Consider the following 19,680-nt stretch of genomic DNA (forward strand, 5'->3'; position numbering starts at 1 on the left):
TGAGACATCGAACGCAGCCGCAGCGAATGGCCGGTTTGAGTTTCCGCTCACTTGATCGCTTTGAATGTCCGGTTTGGAGAAATCGCGCTGCAAAGCAGCGGGGCATTCAAGGAAACGGTTGGGCAATCGGTGTGGATATTTGTGCATCAGCATTAGGCGGGTCTGTCCGCAACGCGGACATCGATGCCCGAAAAATCGCTGCACTATGAATGAACGGCCGCTTTTCTTGCTGCAGCGTGGCTGACAGCCAGATTAATTGTGTTGCTGCATCTGCGAGCAACCGAGTCGAAGCGCTTCCTGTATGGGCTCAGACCAGCCCAATGCATCCGCGGCGTTTCCCAAAGAACACGCAACCTGACAACGGCCATTCAAGCCACCAGTAAACTGAGGCGTCAGCGCTGTGCTGATGTCTGGGATTGGCGGGAGGATTGGAGAGCAAACTGTGACAAGAGTCCAACTTCCCGCTGTTACCCCGAAACGAAGAGCCTGGAACAAGGGCCGGATCATCGGCCAGAAACGACCACTGTTGCCGAAACAGGTCTGGGCGATCCGCGCGCGGCTCGAACTGGCGGGCAACCTGCGCGATCTAGCACTGTTCAATGTGGCAATAGATAGCAAGCTTCGCGGATGCGATTTGGTCAAACTGGCCGTCGCTGACCTTGTGAGGGACGATCGCGTTCGCGAAAGGGTGTCCGTGATCCAGAGCAAAACCAAGCGGCCCGTTCAGTTCGAACTATCTGAAAACACGCGGGATACCATTGCCGCATGGATCAAGTCACCGGAGATGCTCGGCTGCCGTTTCATGTTTCCCAGCAGGTTTCATGACCGCCCGCATATCTCAACGCGCCAATATGGCCGGCTTGTGAGGGGTTGGGTGGCCGCGATTGGGCTAGAACCCAGTGGATACGGCACCCATTCGCTGCGCCGGACCAAAGCAGCTGAGATTTACCGCAAAACCGGAAATCTAAGAGCGGTTCAACTTCTGCTCGGTCACACCAAGGTAGACAGCACAGTACGGTACCTTGGTGTCGAACTCGAAGATGCGCTGAGTATTGCCGAGCAAATCGACATTTGATCCACGTTGGCGGGCGGCTCTTGCCGTTCGCCAATCCTGAGCGGACCTGCGTTCGCGGCGCAGCGGTGGGTCGGATCGAGCCCGGAGCGGTCAATCTTGGCGCTCATACTTAAGTAGATCAGCAGAGCCAGGTCGCAGCGAAGCAGTGTTTCCGAGTGCCCCTTGTCAATACGGGAGGATTGGAAACATGCTGCCTCACATTGCGCAGGGAGGCAGATCAAGGAGGATGAGGTTTACAGGGTTCACAAGTTGCCCTGCGAGTAACACCGGAAGCCGAATGGACGGCTCCCGGCTTTGCGTTGGTGTCAATCAAGAAGTTCGATCTCGCCCGGACGCCAGGTTTTATCGAACCAGGCTTCTGTCGGGCTGTACAGGCGCAGCAGACAGAACCATCCCTTGCCCGGAACGGTCTGGATCCAGTTTGCTTCCTTCCCGTCTGGCGCATCGGGACCAAAATAGATATCGATAGACCCGTCATCGTTGGTCAGAAGCTTGTCGCGCTTGTTGTTCTTGTTCGGGTAGGGCTGGTCCGTCTGCAGCATAGACCGGGTTTGTGAGTCGTAGACCACAATGGACATGAATTTTTCAGCGGGCGCATCACCTGGAAGATTCAGCTTGTACGATTTGCCACCGTCAAGATAGTCGCCCTTCGCATCCAGATAGCCCCAAGCATATTGCGAGCCCTTTCCGATGAGTTTCCAGACCATCGCAGGCGAATTGAATGTCGCCATGTAGAAGTACTGCGCGCGGGCATCAATATCACGTCCGCCCAGCCCCTTGTCCTTCAGATACTCATACGAATTGCCGATCATGCCACGTTTCCAGTAGCTGCCCTCGTAGAGGAATTCGTCCTGATTGCGTTCGTACCAGAACAGGGCACGTGCGGTTGCATTCCCCAGTTTCGCTGCCTGCTCCAGGATCTTTCTCATCCGCTCATCGGGTGCAAAGGGCTTGCCCTTCTGGATACCTATGGATGCAAAAAGCCCGCGAAGCTCCGGGTCCAGAAACTCGATCGGCTCACGATCGATAACCGTATGAAGTTCTTCAAAGAACTCGTACCGGGCCGCATGAACTGTGTTGAAGTCGGCACCTGTTCCGTTGATGAACTCCATCGCAGGCGGGTTTGCCGCAGCACTTAGCGGATAGATCCTGATGTTGTTTCTGAACAGATCACTGGAGTAATCCGGCTTTCCGTCCTTCAGGAAGCCCCGCAGCAACACCCAGACCGCATAGCTGCGCGACTCGGCGATTGTATATTCGCCTGCCGGCACAATCCCTTCGAAATCCGACTTCTCGTATCCGGGAGGCAGGATCAAAAACTTACCACCACTGCCGTGATGCGGACCCGGTGGTCCCATGTCGACAATGTTGCGCGAGAACGAGTCAATCATGATCCCGGGTCCCGTACCGCCCGGGATTTCCACCACAGTTGGCCCATCTCTTTGCAGATCAAGGAACGACGTAAAATAGACAGTCCCGGCATTGCCCGTGAGGAACAAGGAATTGCTGTCCATCAGTCCGTCGAAGATGATGGCCTGGTGGGCTTGCTCCTGTCCAAGAGCAATATGCCCGGCCCGGCCGGCTTCAAAATTGGAGGCCGGCATACCGTTCAGCACGACCTGAAGGCCGCGATTCAGGTCCAGATTGGCAAAAAGAGCCTTGGCGGCGATTTCATTGGGAATACCGTCGAAGAACTCAAGCGTACCCAGCTTGGTATCAACGGTATCGGGTGTCAGGACCCAGTCGGGAATCTTGGTGTTGAAACCCGGGGTCGTTTCCTCGGCCAAACCGGCAGGAGCCAAGGCGGCGTACTGCAGGGCCACCGTCGCAGCTAACAGTTTCAGGTTTTTCATAGCAGTTCTTCCTTCGATAGTGCGCAAAAACAATTGCCAAGAGGACGTCGTTCCCAACACGGCTTCGTCACCTGGGATCATCGGTATTTCATTATTAAATAGTGGGTTGCCGTAACTTTCGAGGCATGGTCCTATCAACACAACTGAAGAACATCGATAGTGGTCATGAAGAACATCGATTACCGGTCGATTGACGGCCAACTCTTGCGTACATTTCTGGTGGTTCTGGGGGAAGGCTCTGTAACGAAGGCGGCTGAACAGCTTGGAGTTACGCAGTCCTCGGTCAGTCATTCGCTGGGTCGGTTGCGTGAGTTCTTCAATGACCCGCTCTTTGTTCGATCCGGTCAGCAGTTTCTGCCCACGGAACGCGCGATGTCACTCAAGGAGCCGGTTCAGGCGGTCATTGATGGCATCGAAGGACTGACCCATGATCGCTCCTTTGACCCACGGGAAGAGGAACTTTTTTTCATTGTCGCAGCCAATGACACACAACGTGACCTGATTTTTCCGGCCTTGGTCCGGGAACTGAACAGCGAGGGTATTCCGATTGCCCTGGAGTTCATTTCTTCGGGACACCCGTTTCCCGCCTTGATGCGGGATGCCCGCTGCCATCTTGCCTTGACCCCGTTTCCGCCAGACGGGACCGACATCTTGCAGAGACATTTGTTCGAAGCCAAAATGATGTGCTTCTACGACGGCTCCATGAGGGAAGCCCCAAAAACCTGGGAAGAATACTGCCAGTCAGATCACATCACTGTACGGTTTGCCGATGGCGGGACCTCGCAGAGAGCTCTGACTGGTGTCGACAAGTCTGGTATTCGAAGTGCCCGATTATCTGTACAGAACTTCGCAGGAATACCTCCTTTTGTGCGGGGCACACGAACTCTTGCCACTGAGATCGATCTGATGAAACTCTGCACTTTACGGGATCTCGACATGGCTCCATTGCCAAAAAGGACCGACCCCGTACAAATGTACATGTGTTGGCATCGCCGCAGCAACAGTGATCCATCCCACGTTTGGCTACGAAAGCGGATTGTTCGGATCGCGAGCAAAATTCACATTCCTGAAAAGTAGCTTCTGGATGAACGCATGGGTGCCCCCCAGTTCCCCCATTGTTGGGAAATTGTTTAGAGAAAAGTGTTCACAGTCGTCAGATCGCAAATCCGGTGAAATGATCCTGCCCCGGCTTCACCGGAAACATATGTGGTATTCGTTTTGGCGCTAATGAACTCGCGTGGCGAGCGCCGTTCCAGGCCTGACTGCGGGTAGTTGCCGTTGCAATCCTCGATCAGGTCTCGCGAAAACTCAGAAGAGCATGCAAGTGCAGCGAAATTCGGCTTTGTCCCGCGCACCGGTCGGTCGCCCCAATCACAGTGAAGGTCCGCTTCGGCCTGCCTCGGCTTTGGGCCGGAGAGTTCTGCTGAGCATTTCCTTCGGTTGTTGTTGGCCCGGGTCGACCCTATCGACGGGATCGGCGGACTTCAGCAACGAAGCAGGGTCCACCAGTCGGAGAACCGTTAAATCGGTTCGCATTTTCCCAGTTCTTTCACTGCACCCATTGGGGCTCGCCATTTGCGCGATAATCGGCGCAGCAATAGGGGCAGCTAAACTGACATTATTACGACCAACCGGACACGGGGTCTGGGTTCGGTCCTGGAATGCCGTGAAGTCGTCGAAACCTCAAAGACCCGTGTTGTTCCCCTGGTCTTCCGATTGCCACGTTTGGACCCGCCTGGCGACGGCATGTGGCGCTCAGACCACTGACCAGCCAAGAGCCTCAGTCCGAGGCTTGCGAAGAACGTTGCGACATGCGGTGACTTTGGGAACAGGGGTAACAGGGGTGTTTCCAACTGCAGCCTCTACTTCAAACGAAGGGGAATCATTTTCTGATTTTTCCACCCTGTGTCTCACCTTGTTTCCCTTTCCTTTGCTCCCAAAAAGAATGAACTCGTTCCTACCCTTGTTACTCCTGTTCCCAGAAAGTAATCCGTTGAAGATAACTGGGTTTAAGGAACAGGGGTCGATGAAAGCGGGCTGTTCCACCCCTGTTCCTCCCCCGTTTCGTGCTGATTTAGGCGACCCAAGGACAACAAGATGTGCCATGTGCTGGGCCTCTCTGCCATAAAGACAGGCCGTGTACAGACGCGCGGGCCTGCATCAACCGCTCTCCTCGTCCTCGTTCATCGGTGTTTTCGGGCCGAGGGAACAGGGGTCCGGTGCGCCCCGTTCCGGCATCTCTACGACTTTCTCGTCGTCTTCACGCTCGGCTTTTGACCGGTATAACTTAATGAGCCGATTGACGGCCTCCTCTGTCATGGCCTGATCGTCGCGGATGCGGTCTCTGACCTCGGCAATGTCCCGCCAGCCCGGTTGCATGCCGTCCTGAAAGCGTACGCCCTTTAGAACCAGCAACCTGTTTGGGTACTTTCCGGAGGAACCGGGAAGAACGCCATCGAACTCCTTTTCCATCAGCTCTTTGAAGAATCCGGCCTTTGACCATCCCGTCATGCCTTGCCGTTCGGCCCAAAGAAAGAACGCTGCGAACAGGGCGTCCTTGGCTTCATGATGACTGGGTGAGAATGTCAGGTATTCTTCGACAAACGCGCCGATCGGGTCCTGCCGAACTCGTGCTTTCTCAGCCATCTTGCTGCCACGTGAGGTCTCGGTGAAGTGGCCGTTCTTGTGAAGGCGGCGGAGACCCTGCACGGCCCAGACGAGAACACTGTCGAGATCGCCTTCGATGCGCTCCATCAGATCGGTGTCTTCCTTACCGAAAAAGGATGTCTCCAGCTGGCAGAACAGGAAGCGTGTTGCGAGGACCCCGTCATTGTCGCGCAAGCGGGGTACGCTGTTTGCCATCCCCCACCATTTGGCGGTCAGGCGTCCGATCCAAGGTGGGAGATGCTTGCGTTGGATCGTAGCTGTGTCCTCGCCGATGGCGGTCAGGATCGTTTCTGCAACAGGACCGAAACGGGTCTCCTTGTCGGTCCGGATATCCGGCAGGGAAATGATTGCTGCCTTTTCCGCACCCATCAGCGGGAAACTCTTCCCGAACTGCTCAGTTGGTATCGAATGAACACTCCCGGCACCGAGCAGCTTGCCCGCGGTCCGGAGGATCGTTCCCTTACCCGAGCGTTTCGGACCGATGAGCATCAACCCCTTCTGCATATGGGTGTCCTGCGTAAGGCTGTAGCCTAAGAACTCCTGCACCAGTTCGATCTGCGACGGATCCGCAGGCGTGATGGACTTGATGAATTTTCCCCAGGCCGATGCGCCGACGTTCCCTGTGCCATGCCATTCCGCGTTCACCGCGGTGACATTGAACAGTCGCGGTGTGTGATCGTAGAGCTTGCCCGTGCGTATGTTCAGGATGCCGTTCCTGACGGAAATCATCGGACCGGCGAAAGGTGACTTTCCTTCCCAGACTACCCCGTCGATCTCCTCGATGTCCCAGGCCACCGCCGCCCTGATCGCGTCGAGAGTTTCAGCGACAAAGCGAAGATTGGGCTTGAAGGGAACCGGCACCTGGTTTTCATCGAGTGTCGCCTTCTGTTCGGCCCATTGGCGGAGTCGGCGACTGACGACTTCCTCGCCAACGACCTGCCACTTCGGCCCTATCCATATGTACCAGCAACCGAAAGTATACCGGATTGTCGTCCCATCTTCGTGAGTGAACGCTTCGTCAAGAAATGTGCTGGCGTTCGCGCGGTGATCTCCAGGAACAATCATGACGCCATTGCCGTCAAACGACTCCCCGATGAGGTGTGAGACGGCTCGCTCCACTTTGGTTCGCAGAACTTTGGTTTCCAGTTCGAGGTTCCGGGCCTTTGCCTGCCGTTTCAGGGCGGCGATCATGCCCGACCTTTCGGCCTCATCGGACTTGGCAATCGTGACGCAGACCTCATCGACCTCGTCCATCGACATGGGAGGAACGCGTTTCTGCACCTGTGCCTCGATCTTTGCAATCGTCCAGCCAGGGCCAAGGAGAGGCCTCAGGGCTGCGATCTCGTCAGGCCACTCGTCGCGGTCCGTTCTTGCAATGCGGTTGAACTCTATGTCTCTTTGCAGAGCACCCAGCGCTCGGGTTCGAAAGCGCCGTTGGAGGTCCTTCTCCAGCCTTGCCACCGTCAAACCTGGCGGTTCGTTCAGTTCCACGATCAACGCTCCCAGCAGGGTAACTCGTTCTGCCTCAGTATCCAGTTCGGCAGCCTGGTCGAGCACTTCTTCAATCCGGCGTTTGTCGTCGTCGCTCAGCATCCTTTGTGTCTCCGAATGACAGAAAGCAGCTTAGCCTCTTCTTCATCGGACAGATCTCTGGGTTCGACGAATTTCGGCTCGGTGTACCCGGGCTCCAATGCCCGGATCGCATCGGCGGCACATCGGCGCGCCGCCCTGGGTTGCCGAACATGCGGGCGATTCGCCGCCTGCCCATGCTCGAATTTCTCGATCAGCAGGAAGACAATCTCGTCGAAAGAGAATCCTGCCCTTGCGAGCATGTGTGCCATCGAATAGTCCATAGCGGAGCGACTTCTGGCCGGCTCTTTCAGACTACCGGTCATTCCCTTCCAGCGACAGGCGATCCTCGCGCCTACCAGGATCTTGACCTCAAGCCGCTCCATGACATCAGCCTTATGCTCAGGTGTCAGTTCATTTGGCTCAGGCAGGTCGAGACGCCTGCGTCTGGAGCCACCCGAGTACCGGTCAAGGATCTCCCTGCAGGCGCTGTCGGTCATCGTTGCCGGGGCCTTGGCCCGAACAACGCTGTAACCTTCGCCAAAGGCGATGAACCCAACTGTTCCCCGCCCATCGAGACCTGCAACAATCCCGGAGCGGGTGGGAAGGTCACCGAACTTCGCAGGCACACGGTAGATGGCGTGCAAGCCACCCGAGACTGTCCTGTGAACGCGTGTGTCTCCGGTCAATTCGTGCCTTTTCAACCACTGCTCAGGCGCAGATCCGGATTTGTAGCTGTCAAGATCGAGAGCGTAGAGGCCACGCCCCATGAGGATACCAACGCCATTGGCGCGCGCCCAAGCCGGATCGCCGTCCGGGACCGAAGCAGTCAGTTTCTGCCATTCACCGACCAAGGGGATCTTTTGCCACCGTTCGTCGGACCGAAAAACCTTCACCGGAAAAGTGACAGCGTCCTTCAACCCGATCGAATCCGAGTTCCAGCGTTGGCTCATGTCGCACACTCCTGCGGAGCCTCGTCGCCCCAGACGGCCCACCCGCGACGTGACTGGCGAGCGAAGAGTTCCAGCTTGCGCGCATCGGGCCACCCGCGTTCAATGATCTCGTGGAGTGCATCCGGCTTGCGGCTGTGGGTGCGTTGATCACCCACAATGAGGCTGGAGGACCTCTGCTTCGGCGGAGCGACACGAAAGCCGCCGCGGCTCCCGATTAGAACCAGTTCATGCTGATTGCGCACCCAGTATCCGATACCTTGCCGCTCCTTTGCCCAGGCAATCGACGACTTGTACCGGTAACCCCACTGCTTCATGACCTGATGGCCATGCTCAAGGAATGGTGATGTTACCCAAAGGAAGAGCGCCGAGTTCCTGGCGGCAATCTGGTTGACTGGCATCACCATGATTTCGGGCAGCGTCATCGTCTCATAGTGGAACTTGCCGACGGCTCCATCTGGGCAGCGCCCGCGCCCTTTTGCGCTGCGGGTCTTAAACCTCCACGGGGGGGTCGGCCAGAATGATCTCCCACCCGCCGGGAGTCGTTGGGAAGGAAACGGTCATTCCGTTGCCTCCATCGCGTTGGCCGGACGACCAGCATTCTCCTCGAAGACCTTCTGTGCGTATCCGTGCGGAGTGAAATTTCGGAGCAGCGCGGTCTTCATAGTTCACCCCTCCGCCGCTTCTTCAAGTGCTTCTAGGACGTGCTGCCCGCGGTAACGGGGTGGCCCTCCGGGCACCAAGCGCGTGATCATCGGACCTGTGCCCTGCGCGCGCCAGCGCCGCAGCGTCGAAAGGCCAACACCCAGGATTGCAGAGACCTGGGTTGGGGAATAGAGCTTGTCGGGTTCGATGCGTCCGCCGCTGCAAGCGAGGGGATGGGCCAGTCTTTCAGCAAGCGATGCGTTCGGATCGGACTTCAAAGGCAGCGTGATCTTTTCGGTCATCTTGCGTTCTCCCGTTTGGGTTCCAGATGAAATTTCAAAGATCAAACAGACCGTCCGTGTTAACAGGAGGGTTTGCACGGAAATTAGCCCATCAGCGAAAGAAATCGCTGCGGGAAGCATGATTTTCGGGATTTGAGCGTGAGGCCCAGGCGGGTGGCACGCCGCGACCACTTTCGCGGAACTCGCCTCATTGTTCCGGCATTAAAAGCAACCAACACCGCATGGGCGACACGGCAGGCACAATGCAGAGCATTCTACGAAAATGTGGGTGCCTGGTGGGTGCCCGAAGAATACTTGGGCATCATGCAGATTTCCTAAGACACTGATTTCATGGTGCTGCTGGAGAGAATTGAACTCTCGACCTCTCCCTTACCAAGGGAGTGCTCTACCTCTGAGCTACAGCAGCGCCGTGGGCGGGTGATTAGACTCAAACGGGACAGTGTGCAAGGGCAATCTGGACGGTTTTTTTACTCTCCTATAGAGAGGGGTCATGGCAGATAAGAAAACGACCGGAAGCGGGGCAAAACCGCCGTCCAAACGCGAAGAACGGCTGAAAGCCGCGCTCAAGGCCAATCTCGGCAGACGCAAGGCTCAGGCGCGGGCAAGATCCGCTTCGGACGATGAAAAGCTCGGTGAAACACCGGATAAAAGCGAGGGTTGAGCATGGATTCGATTTTAGTGACGGGCAACGGCCCGCTAAATGGGGAAATCCCGATTGCGGGCGCCAAGAATGCCTGCCTGACGCTGATGCCGGCAACGCTGCTCAGTGAAGAGCCGCTGACCCTTACAAATGCCCCACGTTTGTCTGACATCCGAACGATGACAACGCTTCTGCAATCGCTCGGGGCGGAAGTTTCAAGCCTGCAGGATGGAAAAGTTCTGGCCATGTCGAGCCATGACCTGACCAGTCACAAGGCCGACTACGATATCGTTCGAAAGATGCGGGCATCGATTTTGGTTCTGGGTCCGATGCTTGCCCGAGACGGGCAGGCGGTTGTTTCTCTTCCGGGAGGATGCGCAATCGGTGCGCGGCCAGTGGATCTTCATCTGACGGCACTGGAGGCGCTGGGCGCCGAGATGGAGCTGAAGGACGGCTATGTTCACGCAAAGGCCCCCGGTGGATTGAAGGGGGGCATAATCGAGTTTCCATTTGTTTCGGTCGGAGCCACGGAAAATGCGCTGATGGCGGCAACGCTGGCCAAAGGCACAACCGTGATCCGAACAGCAGCGCGCGAACCGGAAATTGTCGATCTCGCGGATTGTTTGCGCGCCATGGGCGCGCAGATCGAAGGTGATGGCACCTCGGAGATCACCATACAGGGTGTAGACCGTCTGCATGGCGCGACGCATCCTGTGGTGACCGATCGCATCGAATTGGGCACCTATATGCTGGCACCTGCGATTTGCGGCGGCGAAGTGGAGTTGCTTGGCGGGCGGATTGATCTGTTGCAGGCCTTCATCGAAAAACTTGATGCTGCGGGGGTACATGTCCAGGAAACCCCGCGCGGCCTGAAAGTGGCGCAGCGCAATGGGCGAGTGAATGCGGTGGACGTGGTAACAGAGCCGTTTCCCGGCTTCCCGACAGACCTTCAGGCGCAGATGATGGCGCTGATGTGTACGGCCAACGGTGTTTCCGTACTGGAGGAAAAGATCTTTGAAAACAGGTTCATGCATGCGCCCGAGCTGATACGAATGGGGGCGCAGATTGATGTGCATGGTGGCACCGCGACGGTAACCGGTGTCGAGCGCCTCAAGGGCGCACCGGTCATGGCGACGGACCTGCGAGCCTCAGTTTCGCTGATCCTTGCCGGGTTGGCAGCTGGAGGAGAGACAGTTGTCAGCCGCGTGTATCATCTTGACCGCGGATATGAGCATGTGGTGAGCAAGCTCTCGGGCGTGGGCGCAAAAATTGAACGGATCAAGGGCCAATGACAGACGCAACTTTCCAAGACGGGCGGGAGACCCCTCTGAATCTCGGCGCACAGGATGCCGAGGATCTAAAGGTGATTTCGACCCTGACCCAGGACGCTGTGTTTCCCGTGACCGAACTCGCGTGGAGACCCGGAGAACACCGGTTTGCGCTGCTGTTGAACCGGTTCCGTTGGGAGGACCAGACCGCTGCAGAACGGCGGGGGCGGGACTATGAGCGGGTACAGTCCCTGTTGGTGTTTGATAACGTGCTGGGCGTCGCGAGCCAGGGAATCGAACGTTCGGACAACGATGTGATCTTGTCTCTGCTGGCTGTTGATTTCGAACCAGCGGAAGACGGTGCCGGGCAGATCCTGCTCACACTGGCCGGCGATGGTGCGATCCGCTTGCAAGTCGAGGCAATCGAGGCTGTGCTCAAGGATGTCACACGCCCTTATGTGGCGCCATCCAGACAAGCGCCACATCACCCCGAATAAGTCGGCCTGCCCCGCCCCGGCGACGACTTCGATCAACAGGGCTTGGCCGGGCTCTTCGCCGCGCTTTGCGGTCAATGTCTTGAGGCCGGCTGTTGCTGCGGCTAAACCCCCGGAAAAGGAGGGTCCAATGCCTCAATTTCTGGACAGCACGACACCCGGTTTCGAAGACGAATTCGCTGCGCTTCTGAGCGCCAAGCGCGAAGACAGCCCAGATGTGGATGCCGTCGTGGCGGAGATCATCGCGGACGTTCGGAGCCGGGGGGACTCGGCGGTTATCGAGCTGACCTCGCGATTTGACCGGCTCGATCTTACCGCTGACCGGCTGGCCTTTTCAAAAGCAGAAATTGATGCGGCTACCGTCGACGTTCCGTCGGAGGAAAGCGCTGCACTGGAGCTCGCCGCCGACCGAATTCGCGCCTATCACGAACGTCAGATGCCCGAAGATGCACAGTGGACCGACACGGCCGGTGCTACACTCGGATGGCGATGGTCTGCGGTTTCGGCGGCGGGGCTTTATGTTCCGGGCGGTCTGGCCTCGTATCCGTCTTCGGTGTTGATGAACGCGATCCCGGCAAAGGTGGCAGGTGTTGAGCGGCTTGCCATTGCTGTGCCGACCCCGGACGGGCAGGCGAACCCGCTGGTTCTTTTGGCGGCGCGGTTGTCTGGGGTCGATGAGATCTATCGCATTGGTGGTGCGCAGGCGATCGCCGCCCTTGCCTATGGCACCGAAACGATCCGGCCGGTCGACAAGATTACGGGGCCGGGCAATGCCTTTGTCGCCGCAGCAAAGCGACGGGTATTCGGCAAGGTTGGAATCGACATGATCGCCGGTCCTTCGGAAATTCTCGTGATCGCGGATCGGGACAACGATCCCGACTGGATTGCGCTCGACCTGCTGAGTCAGGCCGAGCATGACGAAAGCGCCCAGTCCATTCTGATCACCGACGATGCCGGTTTTGGTCGCCGGGTTGCCGACGCTGTCAACAAGCGCCTCGAAACACTGGAACGCCGGGTTATCGCCGGGGTGTCGTGGCGCGATTACGGGGCTATTATCACGGTTCGTGATCTGGATGAGGCTGCATTGCTGTCGAACAGGATTGCCCCTGAACATCTGGAGCTATGTGTCGCCGATCCCGAGGCCCTGAGCCAGAAAACCATCCATGCCGGTGCCATCTTCCTTGGTCAGTATACCCCGGAGGCCATTGGCGATTATGTCGGTGGCCCGAACCATGTGCTGCCTACAGCCCGTTCGGCGCGGTTTTCGTCTGGCCTCAGCGTGATGGATTTCCTCAAGCGCACTACGCTCAGCAAGATGACGCCAGAAGCGTTGCGAGCAGTCGGGCCTGCCGCCGAATGCCTCGCAAAGTCGGAGAGTCTCGAAGCGCACGGTTTGTCGGTCACGGCACGTCTGAACCGGCTGAACGAGTAACGGGCAGAAGGTATTGCGGGCTCGCGTCTCCATTGGCGCTGAGCCCGAGGTGCCTCAGCACTGGAAAACAATTCCCGGTGTTTCGGTCGCGTTGCCGAGGTTGAGAAGCTGGTGTAGGTGTCACTCAACGTATTCCGACCCGAGCAGGCATGACCATGAGCCATATCAGTCACATCGAACTGGACGACAGCAACCTTGCGCCGCCGACCCCTGAAATCGAACAGGAACGCAAGGTCGCCATGTACGATCTGCTCGAGGCCAATTCCTTTACTCTGCCCGAACGGGATGATCGGCCATTGCCCAAAGGCCCCTATCACCTGAACCTCGCGATCCGCGACAAACGGCTGGTCTTTGACATTCACACAGAGGCCGAGGAGCAGGCCGCAGAGTTTCACCTGTCTCTTGGACCGTTCCGTCAGGTGGTAAAGGATTATTTTCAGATCTGCGAAAGCTATTTCAACGCGGTGAAAAACCTGCCGCCCAGTCAGATTGAAACCATCGACATGGCCCGGCGCGGGATCCATGACGAAGGCAGCCGGGTCTTGCAGGAACGGCTGGAAGGTAAAGCCGAGATTGATACTGACACGGCGCGACGGCTGTTTACGCTGATTTGCGTATTGCATTTCGGAGGCTGATAGGTGTTGCCGCTGCCGCAGTCGGTTTTGTTCTGCTGCGATCACAACGCGGTCCGGTCACCGATGGCCGAAGGTATCATGAAAAAGTTTTATGGGTCCGATACTTACGTCCAGTCCGTCGGAGTGCGCAACGACATGGAGATCGACGGGTTTTGTATCGCGGTCTGCCAAGAGATCGACGTGGAACTGAGCCGCCATCGTTCCCGTTCCTTTCGGGAGATGGAAGCGTGGGGCGATGATCTCAGCTCATTTGATCTGGTGGTGGCCCTGTCCCCGGCCAGTCAGCGGCGGGCGCTGGAGCTTACCCGGTATTTTCATCTCGATGTAGAATACTGGCCGATCATGGATCCGACCGGATTGGGTGAATCACGAGAGGACAAGCTGGGGCATTACCGACAGACCCGCGATCAGATAATCCGGCATCTGAAAGACCGCTGGGGAGAGCCGGTCGAAACGCGGTAAGGATTTTCAAGGATCTGAATAACCATAAGGCATTTCCCGGCCCGGGTCAGGCGGAACCAGTATTCTTGATCCGTGCCTCGGATGCGGGCCCGGCTTGCCTGACGCCGCAGTGCCGGTCAGAATGACCCAAAATCATCGGAGAGCCCTATGAAGATTGCCACTGCCGCCTATCCGCTTGATTGGCTCGAAACTTGGTCTCAGTACCAAGACAAGGTCTCGACCTGGGTCGCCGAAGCTGCGGAGCAGGGCGCCGAACTGCTGGTGTTCCCGGAATATGGTGCGATGGAATTGTCGTCGCTGGCCGGGGCAGAGGTTGCAGGCGATCTGGAGCGATCGATCCATGCGGTTTCTGAGCGGATGGAAGATGTCGCAGAACTTCATTTGAAGCTGGCGGCGGCACACGGCGTGCATATCCTCGGCGCATCGGCTCCGGTGGTAGCGGGTGGCGGCCGCCCGGTAAACCGGGCCGAGCTATACACACCGGGTGGCCAGCGGGATCATCAGGACAAACAGGTCATGACGCGTTTCGAACGGGATCCTTGGAACATTGCGCCGGGCGGTCCATTGAAGCTCTTTGATACGGCGCTGGGAAAGATCGGGGTATTGATCTGCTACGATAGCGAGTTTCCACTTTTGGGTCGGGCACTTTGCGAGGCGGATCTGATCTTGGTTCCCTCCTGCACCGAGGCGCTGTCGGGTTACTGGAGAGTGCGAATCGGTGCCATGGCGCGGGCGCTGGAAAACCAGTGCGTTTCGGTCATGTCGTCGATTGTCGGTGGCAATGACTGGTCAGCCTCGGTGGACGCCAATACCGGAATGGGCGGGATATTCGGCCCACCTGATGTGGGCTTTCCGGAAACCGGCATGATGGCCGAAGGCAATTTGAATCAACCAGGCTGGACCTTTGCAGAGGTTGATCTGTCTGCAATAGCCCATGTTCGCGCCGAAGGCAGGGTTTTGAATCGAACCCATTGGGCAGAGCAGGGGCCGCGGGTCCAATCAGTCACAAAATCGCGCCTTTTGTGATTGAGCCCTTGAAAAACAGGGGAAATAGCCCCATTTAGGCGCACGTCCCGCAACCGAGCGGGAGCAACTTAAGATGGAGACAACATGGCCAAGGAAGATACGCTCGAATTTCCCGGTGTCGTGAAGGAACTCCTGCCGAATGCGACGTTTCGGGTCGAGCTGGAAAACGGCCATGAGATCATCGCACATACGGCGGGCAAGATGCGCAAAAATCGCATCCGTGTTCTGGCAGGCGACCGTGTTCAGGTCGAGATGACCCCATATGATCTGACTAAGGGTCGGATCAACTATCGTTTCAAGTAACGCCAGCCAAATGGCGTTTGTCCTCGGATCGGGCAGCCCCCGCAGGCTGGACCTTTTGGGCCAGCTCGGCTTGGTGCCCGATGCCGTACGCCCTCCGGATATTGACGAAGATCCCAGGAAGGGAGAGCTGCCACGCCCTTACTGTGTCCGCATTGCTGCGGAAAAGGTGCAGGCCGTCGAAGCGGCCGATGACGACGTGGTGCTATGCGCAGACACCACCGTGGCGCTCGGGCGTCGTATCATGGGAAAACCCGCTGACGCAGGCGAAGCCGCGGCGTTTCTGCTGGCACTGTCAGGCCGCCGCCACCGGGTGATAACCGCTGTCGCGGTGCGCCGGGGAGATCAGATCTGGCAACGCGACGTGGTCAGTCATGTCAGATTCAAGCGGCTTTCAGATCCTGAGCTCAATGCCTATCTCGCCACCAATGATTGGCAGGGAAAGGCCGGAGCCTATGCCATTCAGGGGCCAGCCGGTGCCTTCATCCCTTGGATAAGTGGTTCTTTTACCGGTATCGTCGGGCTGCCACTTGCCGAGACAGCGGCCCTGCTGCAAGCCGCCGGGCACCCCTTGCATGGAGACGGAAAATGAAAGGGCGCACGATCCTGCTTGATCACTTGAACGATCGCCAGGCCGCTGCGTTGATGGTGGATGGACGGTTGGAGGATTTCCTCATCGCAGGGGATGCGCCGGCGCCCGGAACCATCTATCGCGCCCGGGCCGAGCGGCCGGTTAAAGGGCAGGGGGGCATGTTCCTGACCACCCCCGATGGCCCGGCGTTCCTAAGACAAGTCAAGGGGCTCGCCCCGGGAGAACGTCTGCTGGTTCAGGTCACCGGTTATGCGGAGCCCGGCAAAGCTATTCCGGTGACGACTAAGCTGCTTTTCAAAAGCCGATACGCGATTGTCACGCCCGGCGCGCCGGGGCTCAACATCTCGCGGTCAATCAGGGATGAAGACGAGCGGGACCGTCTGCTCGAAATCGCGCACACGGAAATGGGAGACAGCCCTTTTGGGCTGATCCTGCGCTCTGGATGCTCCGGCGCCGACGCTGAAGAAATTGCCGAAGATATCGCTGCAATGGCTGATCTAGCTGCCCAAGTCATGGAAGAGACGAGCAATGAGGCGGCTCTCCTGAGTGAGGGAGACAGTCCTCATACACTGGCATGGCGTGATTGGGTCGATCCGGCTGATGTGGTGACTGAAACCGGCTGCTTTGAAACGCATGGGGTTCTGGATGCACTTGACGTCGCGCAGGGGACGGCGGAGCCCTTGCCGGGCGGCGGCAGGCTCTACATAGAACAAACGCGAGCCTTGGTTGCCGTGGACGTGAACACCGGAAGCGACACGTCGCTGGCTGCTGGGCAAAAGGCCAATTTCGCATGTGCCAAAGCGTTGCCCCGCGCCTTGCGCATTCGTGGATTGGGCGGGCAGATTACGCTTGATCTCGCCCCGATGCCCAAGAAAGACCGCCGGGGTTTCGAAACATCGCTCCGCGCTGCTTTCCGGGCCGATAGCGAGGAAACGATCCTCGCAGGTTGGACGCCATTGGGACATTTCGAACTTCAACGCAAACGCGGTCGGGTGCCATTGCGGGAGGTTCTGAAGTGAGCTGTCCGACATGTGGTCAGAAAACGGTCGCGAATTACCGTCCCTTTTGTTGCAGGCGCTGTGCGGATTTAGATCTGGCCAAATGGCTGAACGGATCATATGCGCTGCCTTCGGAGGATCACGAAGAGGTTGAAGCACCCGCTTCGCCCGAAGAATTCCAGCGCAATCGTCCACACTAAAATTTCTTGAAAATCCCTCTGGACACTAGGGTTGGCACGGCATAGAAGGCCAGCACCCAGCGGCAGACGCCGCTCCGGTGCCCGGGTAGCTCAGGGGTAGAGCAGTGGATTGAAAATCCTCGTGTCGGTGGTTCGATTCCGCCCCCGGGCACCACTACAACCTCCACGGTAGTCCAGTAGAGTCCCATGTGTTTGTTATTGTTATGATTTCATTCCACGGTTGTCCATCATGTTCCGTATTTGTTCACCCCAAGCCGAGAAAATTGGGGGTGGATATCGGGGTCGCAACATGCGATCAAACGGGATGCCCCTAAGCTGCTTACTGAGGGCATCGACCCGTCCGAGGTGAAGCGGGAGCGGAAACGTGCGGCCTCGATCGAGGTTCACGGTCGGTTTGCCACAATTGCAGACGAACTTCTCCAAAAAAAAACGCCTTGAGGGACGTGCCGAACAGACGATCAAGAAGAAGGCGTGGCTTCTTGGTATGGCCAAGGAGGCGCTAGGGGAACGACCGATCACGGAAATCTCGGCGCCTGAAATTCTGGCGGTTCTGAAGAAGCAGGAAAAGCAGGGTAACCTCGATACCGCCAACAGGCTGCGGTCTATTATCGGCGAGGTCTTCAGGTACGCCATCGCGGTCGGCATCGCCACCGACGATCCGACCCAACCGCTCAAGGGTGCTTTGGCTCGAAAGTGGGTGAAATCTCGTGCGGCAATCACTGACAGGGATCGGCTCGGAGAACTCCTTGTCGCCATAGATGGATATGGCGGGTACCGGGTGGTTGCACTCGGCCTGAGACTTCTTTCCATTCTTCATGTTCGTCCTGGTGAACTGAGGCTTGCTGCCTGGAAGGAGTTCGACTTGGATGCCGCCAGGTGGAGCATTCCCGCCGAGCGGATGAAAATGGGAACTGAACATATCTCACCGCTTCCCACGCAGGCAATCACGATCCTCGAAGAGCTCAAGGCATACTCTCATCCGGATGCGCTTGTGCTTCCGTCTCAAAGCCTGAAGATCAAGCCACTGAGCCAGAACACCTTCAACCAGGCCCTTCGCAAGATGGGGTTTGGCAAGGAGGAAATGACAGCCCACGGTTTCCGGGCAACGTTCTCGACGTTCGCAAACGAGAGTGGCCTTTGGAACCCCGACGCCATTGAGCGGGCTTTGGCGCATATTGAAGGCAATGACGTGCGACGCGCCTATGCAAGGGGTGCATACTGGGATGAACGCGTGAGGATGTCCCAATGGTGGGCCGATCAGTTGGACGAAGTGCAGCGGGCTGCAACGGAGAGAGGTAGAGCATGACGGAAAGTCCCAAGGTGGAAGCCGACACCGAGGTTGATGCGAAACGATGGGCTTCGGTCCCCTATTGGACTTGGGAGGAAGCAGAGTATTTGCTCGTTGGACTTGATCACTGGAAGGTCAAAAACTTGCCGGTTGATTTGCCTCTGGACCTCAAGGACCTGCAGCGGCGGCAGGTGCGGGATGCGTTGGAATTCGAGTATCGCGGGCAGGATGGCCCGCGCCAAATTGATCCTGTGAAGGCGCTAGAGATCGCAAAGAGGCTAGGGATTGCAGTGCCCGAACACTTGGCAGACGAGGTCGCAAAATTGGGCGTTCACACTCCCCCGTCGAATGGTGTGTTGGGGAAGAAACCGGTAGCCGGAGATGGTGGACTACGTCGCAGCTACAACAAACTTTTGAAAGCGACGCTCGCCATGGCGATTGCCCAGTACCAGTATCAACCAAAAGCCACCCGACAATCCGCCATCAAACAGATAGTGGAAGACGCCGAAGACATGGGCATCAAGTTGGACGACGAAACCGTGCGCAACAGGCTTAGAGAAGCCTTTGATGTACTAACAGCCGATGAGCAGGCTCGTGTTGAGGACTACCTCGGCCTGAGCAAGTAGTCATTGCGGCAATAGTCAAATCGCTGTTCGCTCAGCGAATTCGCCCAACGGCTATCACGGACAATTTAGGACTTTTCCGGACCCAACCCGAAAGGAAAAGCCCATGGCAAACACATCCGATAACCCCAAACCGTTTCTCCGCCTGCCGGAGATTATCGCACCCGATGGCCCGATCCCTGTTGGCAAATCCACCTGGTGGGAGGGCGTCCGCAAGGGACGGTTCCCGAAGCCCGTCAAGCTCGGACCGCGCATCGCTGTCTGGAAGCGCGAGGACATCGATGCTCTGATCGATGCCCTGATGAACGCGGCTGTGGCGGAGTAAGTCGGCATGGCTGACCTTCCGTTCCCGCACAACGCCGTCTTCTTGAAGGTCAAGGAGGCGGCCGAGGTGTGCCGCAAAGATCCCAAGACGATCCGCCGCTGGATCTTGGCTGGTGAACTCACCGCAACCCGGGCCGGTCGCGGATGGCTCATTGCTCGCGCCGACCTGAAAGCCTTCCTGAAGGCCCGTGGAAACGGCGTAATGGCCAATATCCTCTAATGTCCTCAAATGTCACGTATTTTCCCATCGTCGGGAAAATACGCTGGCAAACTTCGGATTTAAATTCACGACTGGGTTTTCCCGAATGTCCGCGCGTGACCCGCCTTGGGTCGCCTT

At 57.6% G+C, this 19,680-nt stretch carries 21 protein-coding genes, 2 tRNA genes and 1 pseudogene; 18 read left to right on the forward strand and 6 right to left on the reverse strand.

The window, feature by feature from the left end; genetic code table 11:
• Positions 1-442: 442 nt before the first annotated feature.
• A complete protein-coding gene (locus ACP15U_RS11205) occupies positions 443-1,075 on the forward strand; it encodes a tyrosine-type recombinase/integrase (protein ID WP_425045236.1) in 633 nt (210 codons plus the stop codon).
• Positions 1,076-1,380: 305 nt separating this feature from the next.
• Here ACP15U_RS11205 and ACP15U_RS11210 read toward each other — a convergent pair whose 3' ends face one another.
• Positions 1,381-3,129, reverse strand: coding sequence for a DUF1254 domain-containing protein (locus ACP15U_RS11210; protein WP_425045237.1), 1,749 nt, complete (start codon positions 3,127-3,129; stop codon positions 1,381-1,383).
• Here ACP15U_RS11210 and ACP15U_RS11215 point away from each other — a divergent pair.
• The gene (locus ACP15U_RS11215; protein ID WP_425045238.1) at positions 3,094-4,005 is read left to right on the forward strand and encodes a LysR family transcriptional regulator; all 912 of its coding nucleotides are present in this window, start codon (positions 3,094-3,096) and stop codon (positions 4,003-4,005) included. The two genes, ACP15U_RS11210 and ACP15U_RS11215, sit on opposite strands and share 36 nt — an antisense overlap.
• Before the next feature lie 1,083 nt (positions 4,006-5,088).
• Here ACP15U_RS11215 and ACP15U_RS11220 read toward each other — a convergent pair.
• From ACP15U_RS11220 to ACP15U_RS11240, 5 genes and pseudogenes are all read right to left on the reverse strand, one after another.
• Positions 5,089-7,188, reverse strand: coding sequence for a DNA primase family protein (locus tag ACP15U_RS11220; protein ID WP_425045239.1), 2,100 nt, complete (start codon positions 7,186-7,188; stop codon positions 5,089-5,091).
• Positions 7,182-8,117 carry a bifunctional DNA primase/polymerase gene (locus ACP15U_RS11225; RefSeq protein WP_425045240.1) on the reverse strand — a complete coding sequence of 312 codons (936 nt, stop codon included), beginning with the start codon at positions 8,115-8,117 and terminating at the stop codon, positions 7,182-7,184. The genes ACP15U_RS11220 and ACP15U_RS11225 overlap by 7 nt, the downstream gene beginning before the upstream one ends.
• Positions 8,114-8,611: pseudogene (locus ACP15U_RS11230) on the reverse strand (MT-A70 family methyltransferase); the annotation flags it as partial. The gene ACP15U_RS11225 and the pseudogene ACP15U_RS11230, both read right to left, overlap by 4 nt.
• 171 nt (positions 8,612-8,782) lie before the next feature.
• Positions 8,783-9,061 carry a helix-turn-helix domain-containing protein gene (locus tag ACP15U_RS11235; RefSeq protein WP_425045241.1) on the reverse strand — a complete coding sequence of 93 codons (279 nt, stop codon included), beginning with the start codon at positions 9,059-9,061 and terminating at the stop codon, positions 8,783-8,785.
• 331 nt (positions 9,062-9,392) lie between these two features.
• Positions 9,393-9,467 (reverse strand) — tRNA-Thr (locus tag ACP15U_RS11240).
• An 84-nt stretch (positions 9,468-9,551) separates the two neighbouring features.
• On the opposite strand from ACP15U_RS11240, the gene ACP15U_RS11245 reads away from it, so the two are divergent.
• The 16 genes from ACP15U_RS11245 (at position 9,552) to ACP15U_RS11320 (ending at position 19,563) form a co-directional block, all read left to right on the forward strand.
• The gene (locus ACP15U_RS11245; RefSeq protein ID WP_425045242.1) at positions 9,552-9,722 is read left to right on the forward strand and encodes a hypothetical protein; all 171 of its coding nucleotides are present in this window, start codon (positions 9,552-9,554) and stop codon (positions 9,720-9,722) included.
• A gap of 2 nt (positions 9,723-9,724) precedes the next feature.
• Complete coding sequence (murA, locus tag ACP15U_RS11250; protein ID WP_425045243.1) at positions 9,725-10,993, forward strand: UDP-N-acetylglucosamine 1-carboxyvinyltransferase; 1,269 nt, start codon at positions 9,725-9,727, stop codon at positions 10,991-10,993.
• A complete protein-coding gene (locus ACP15U_RS11255) occupies positions 10,990-11,466 on the forward strand; it encodes a DUF2948 family protein (RefSeq protein ID WP_425045244.1) in 477 nt (158 codons plus the stop codon). The genes murA and ACP15U_RS11255 overlap by 4 nt, the downstream gene beginning before the upstream one ends.
• 127 nt (positions 11,467-11,593) lie before the next feature.
• Positions 11,594-12,895 carry a histidinol dehydrogenase gene (hisD, locus tag ACP15U_RS11260; protein WP_425045245.1) on the forward strand — a complete coding sequence of 434 codons (1,302 nt, stop codon included), beginning with the start codon at positions 11,594-11,596 and terminating at the stop codon, positions 12,893-12,895.
• Positions 12,896-13,050: 155 nt separating this feature from the next.
• On the forward strand, positions 13,051-13,530 hold the full coding sequence (locus ACP15U_RS11265; RefSeq protein WP_425045246.1) for a UPF0262 family protein: 480 nt from the start codon (positions 13,051-13,053) through the stop codon (positions 13,528-13,530).
• Between the two features lie 3 nt (positions 13,531-13,533).
• Complete coding sequence (locus ACP15U_RS11270; RefSeq protein ID WP_425045247.1) at positions 13,534-13,992, forward strand: low molecular weight phosphatase family protein; 459 nt, start codon at positions 13,534-13,536, stop codon at positions 13,990-13,992.
• Positions 13,993-14,139: 147 nt separating this feature from the next.
• Positions 14,140-15,018 (forward strand): carbon-nitrogen hydrolase family protein, encoded by an 879-nt coding sequence (locus ACP15U_RS11275; RefSeq protein WP_425045248.1) that lies wholly within the window; start codon positions 14,140-14,142, stop codon positions 15,016-15,018.
• Positions 15,019-15,102: 84 nt separating this feature from the next.
• A complete protein-coding gene (infA, locus tag ACP15U_RS11280) occupies positions 15,103-15,321 on the forward strand; it encodes a translation initiation factor IF-1 (protein ID WP_005620785.1) in 219 nt (72 codons plus the stop codon).
• Positions 15,322-15,331: 10 nt separating this feature from the next.
• Complete coding sequence (locus ACP15U_RS11285) at positions 15,332-15,910, forward strand: Maf family protein (RefSeq protein WP_425045249.1); 579 nt, start codon at positions 15,332-15,334, stop codon at positions 15,908-15,910.
• Positions 15,907-16,929 (forward strand): ribonuclease E/G, encoded by a 1,023-nt coding sequence (locus ACP15U_RS11290; RefSeq protein ID WP_425045250.1) that lies wholly within the window; start codon positions 15,907-15,909, stop codon positions 16,927-16,929. Before ACP15U_RS11285 ends, ACP15U_RS11290 begins: the two co-directional genes overlap by 4 nt.
• A complete protein-coding gene (locus ACP15U_RS11295; RefSeq protein ID WP_425045251.1) occupies positions 16,926-17,108 on the forward strand; it encodes a DNA gyrase inhibitor YacG in 183 nt (60 codons plus the stop codon). Before ACP15U_RS11290 ends, ACP15U_RS11295 begins: the two co-directional genes overlap by 4 nt.
• Before the next feature lie 79 nt (positions 17,109-17,187).
• Positions 17,188-17,262, forward strand: a tRNA-Phe gene (locus ACP15U_RS11300).
• Between the two features lie 210 nt (positions 17,263-17,472).
• Positions 17,473-18,414 (forward strand): tyrosine-type recombinase/integrase, encoded by a 942-nt coding sequence (locus tag ACP15U_RS11305; RefSeq protein WP_425045252.1) that lies wholly within the window; start codon positions 17,473-17,475, stop codon positions 18,412-18,414.
• Positions 18,411-19,022: a hypothetical protein gene (locus ACP15U_RS11310; protein WP_425045253.1), complete on the forward strand. Its 612-nt coding sequence runs from the start codon at positions 18,411-18,413 to the stop codon at positions 19,020-19,022. Before ACP15U_RS11305 ends, ACP15U_RS11310 begins: the two co-directional genes overlap by 4 nt.
• A gap of 103 nt (positions 19,023-19,125) precedes the next feature.
• Complete coding sequence (locus tag ACP15U_RS11315) at positions 19,126-19,344, forward strand: helix-turn-helix transcriptional regulator (RefSeq protein WP_425045254.1); 219 nt, start codon at positions 19,126-19,128, stop codon at positions 19,342-19,344.
• 6 nt (positions 19,345-19,350) lie between these two features.
• Positions 19,351-19,563 (forward strand): helix-turn-helix domain-containing protein, encoded by a 213-nt coding sequence (locus tag ACP15U_RS11320; RefSeq protein WP_425045255.1) that lies wholly within the window; start codon positions 19,351-19,353, stop codon positions 19,561-19,563.
• Positions 19,564-19,680 lie beyond the last annotated feature (117 nt).

This window comes from Primorskyibacter sp. S87, assembly GCF_049801055.1.
In the GTDB taxonomy this organism is placed as follows: Bacteria; Pseudomonadota; Alphaproteobacteria; order Rhodobacterales; family Rhodobacteraceae; genus JBNAGF01.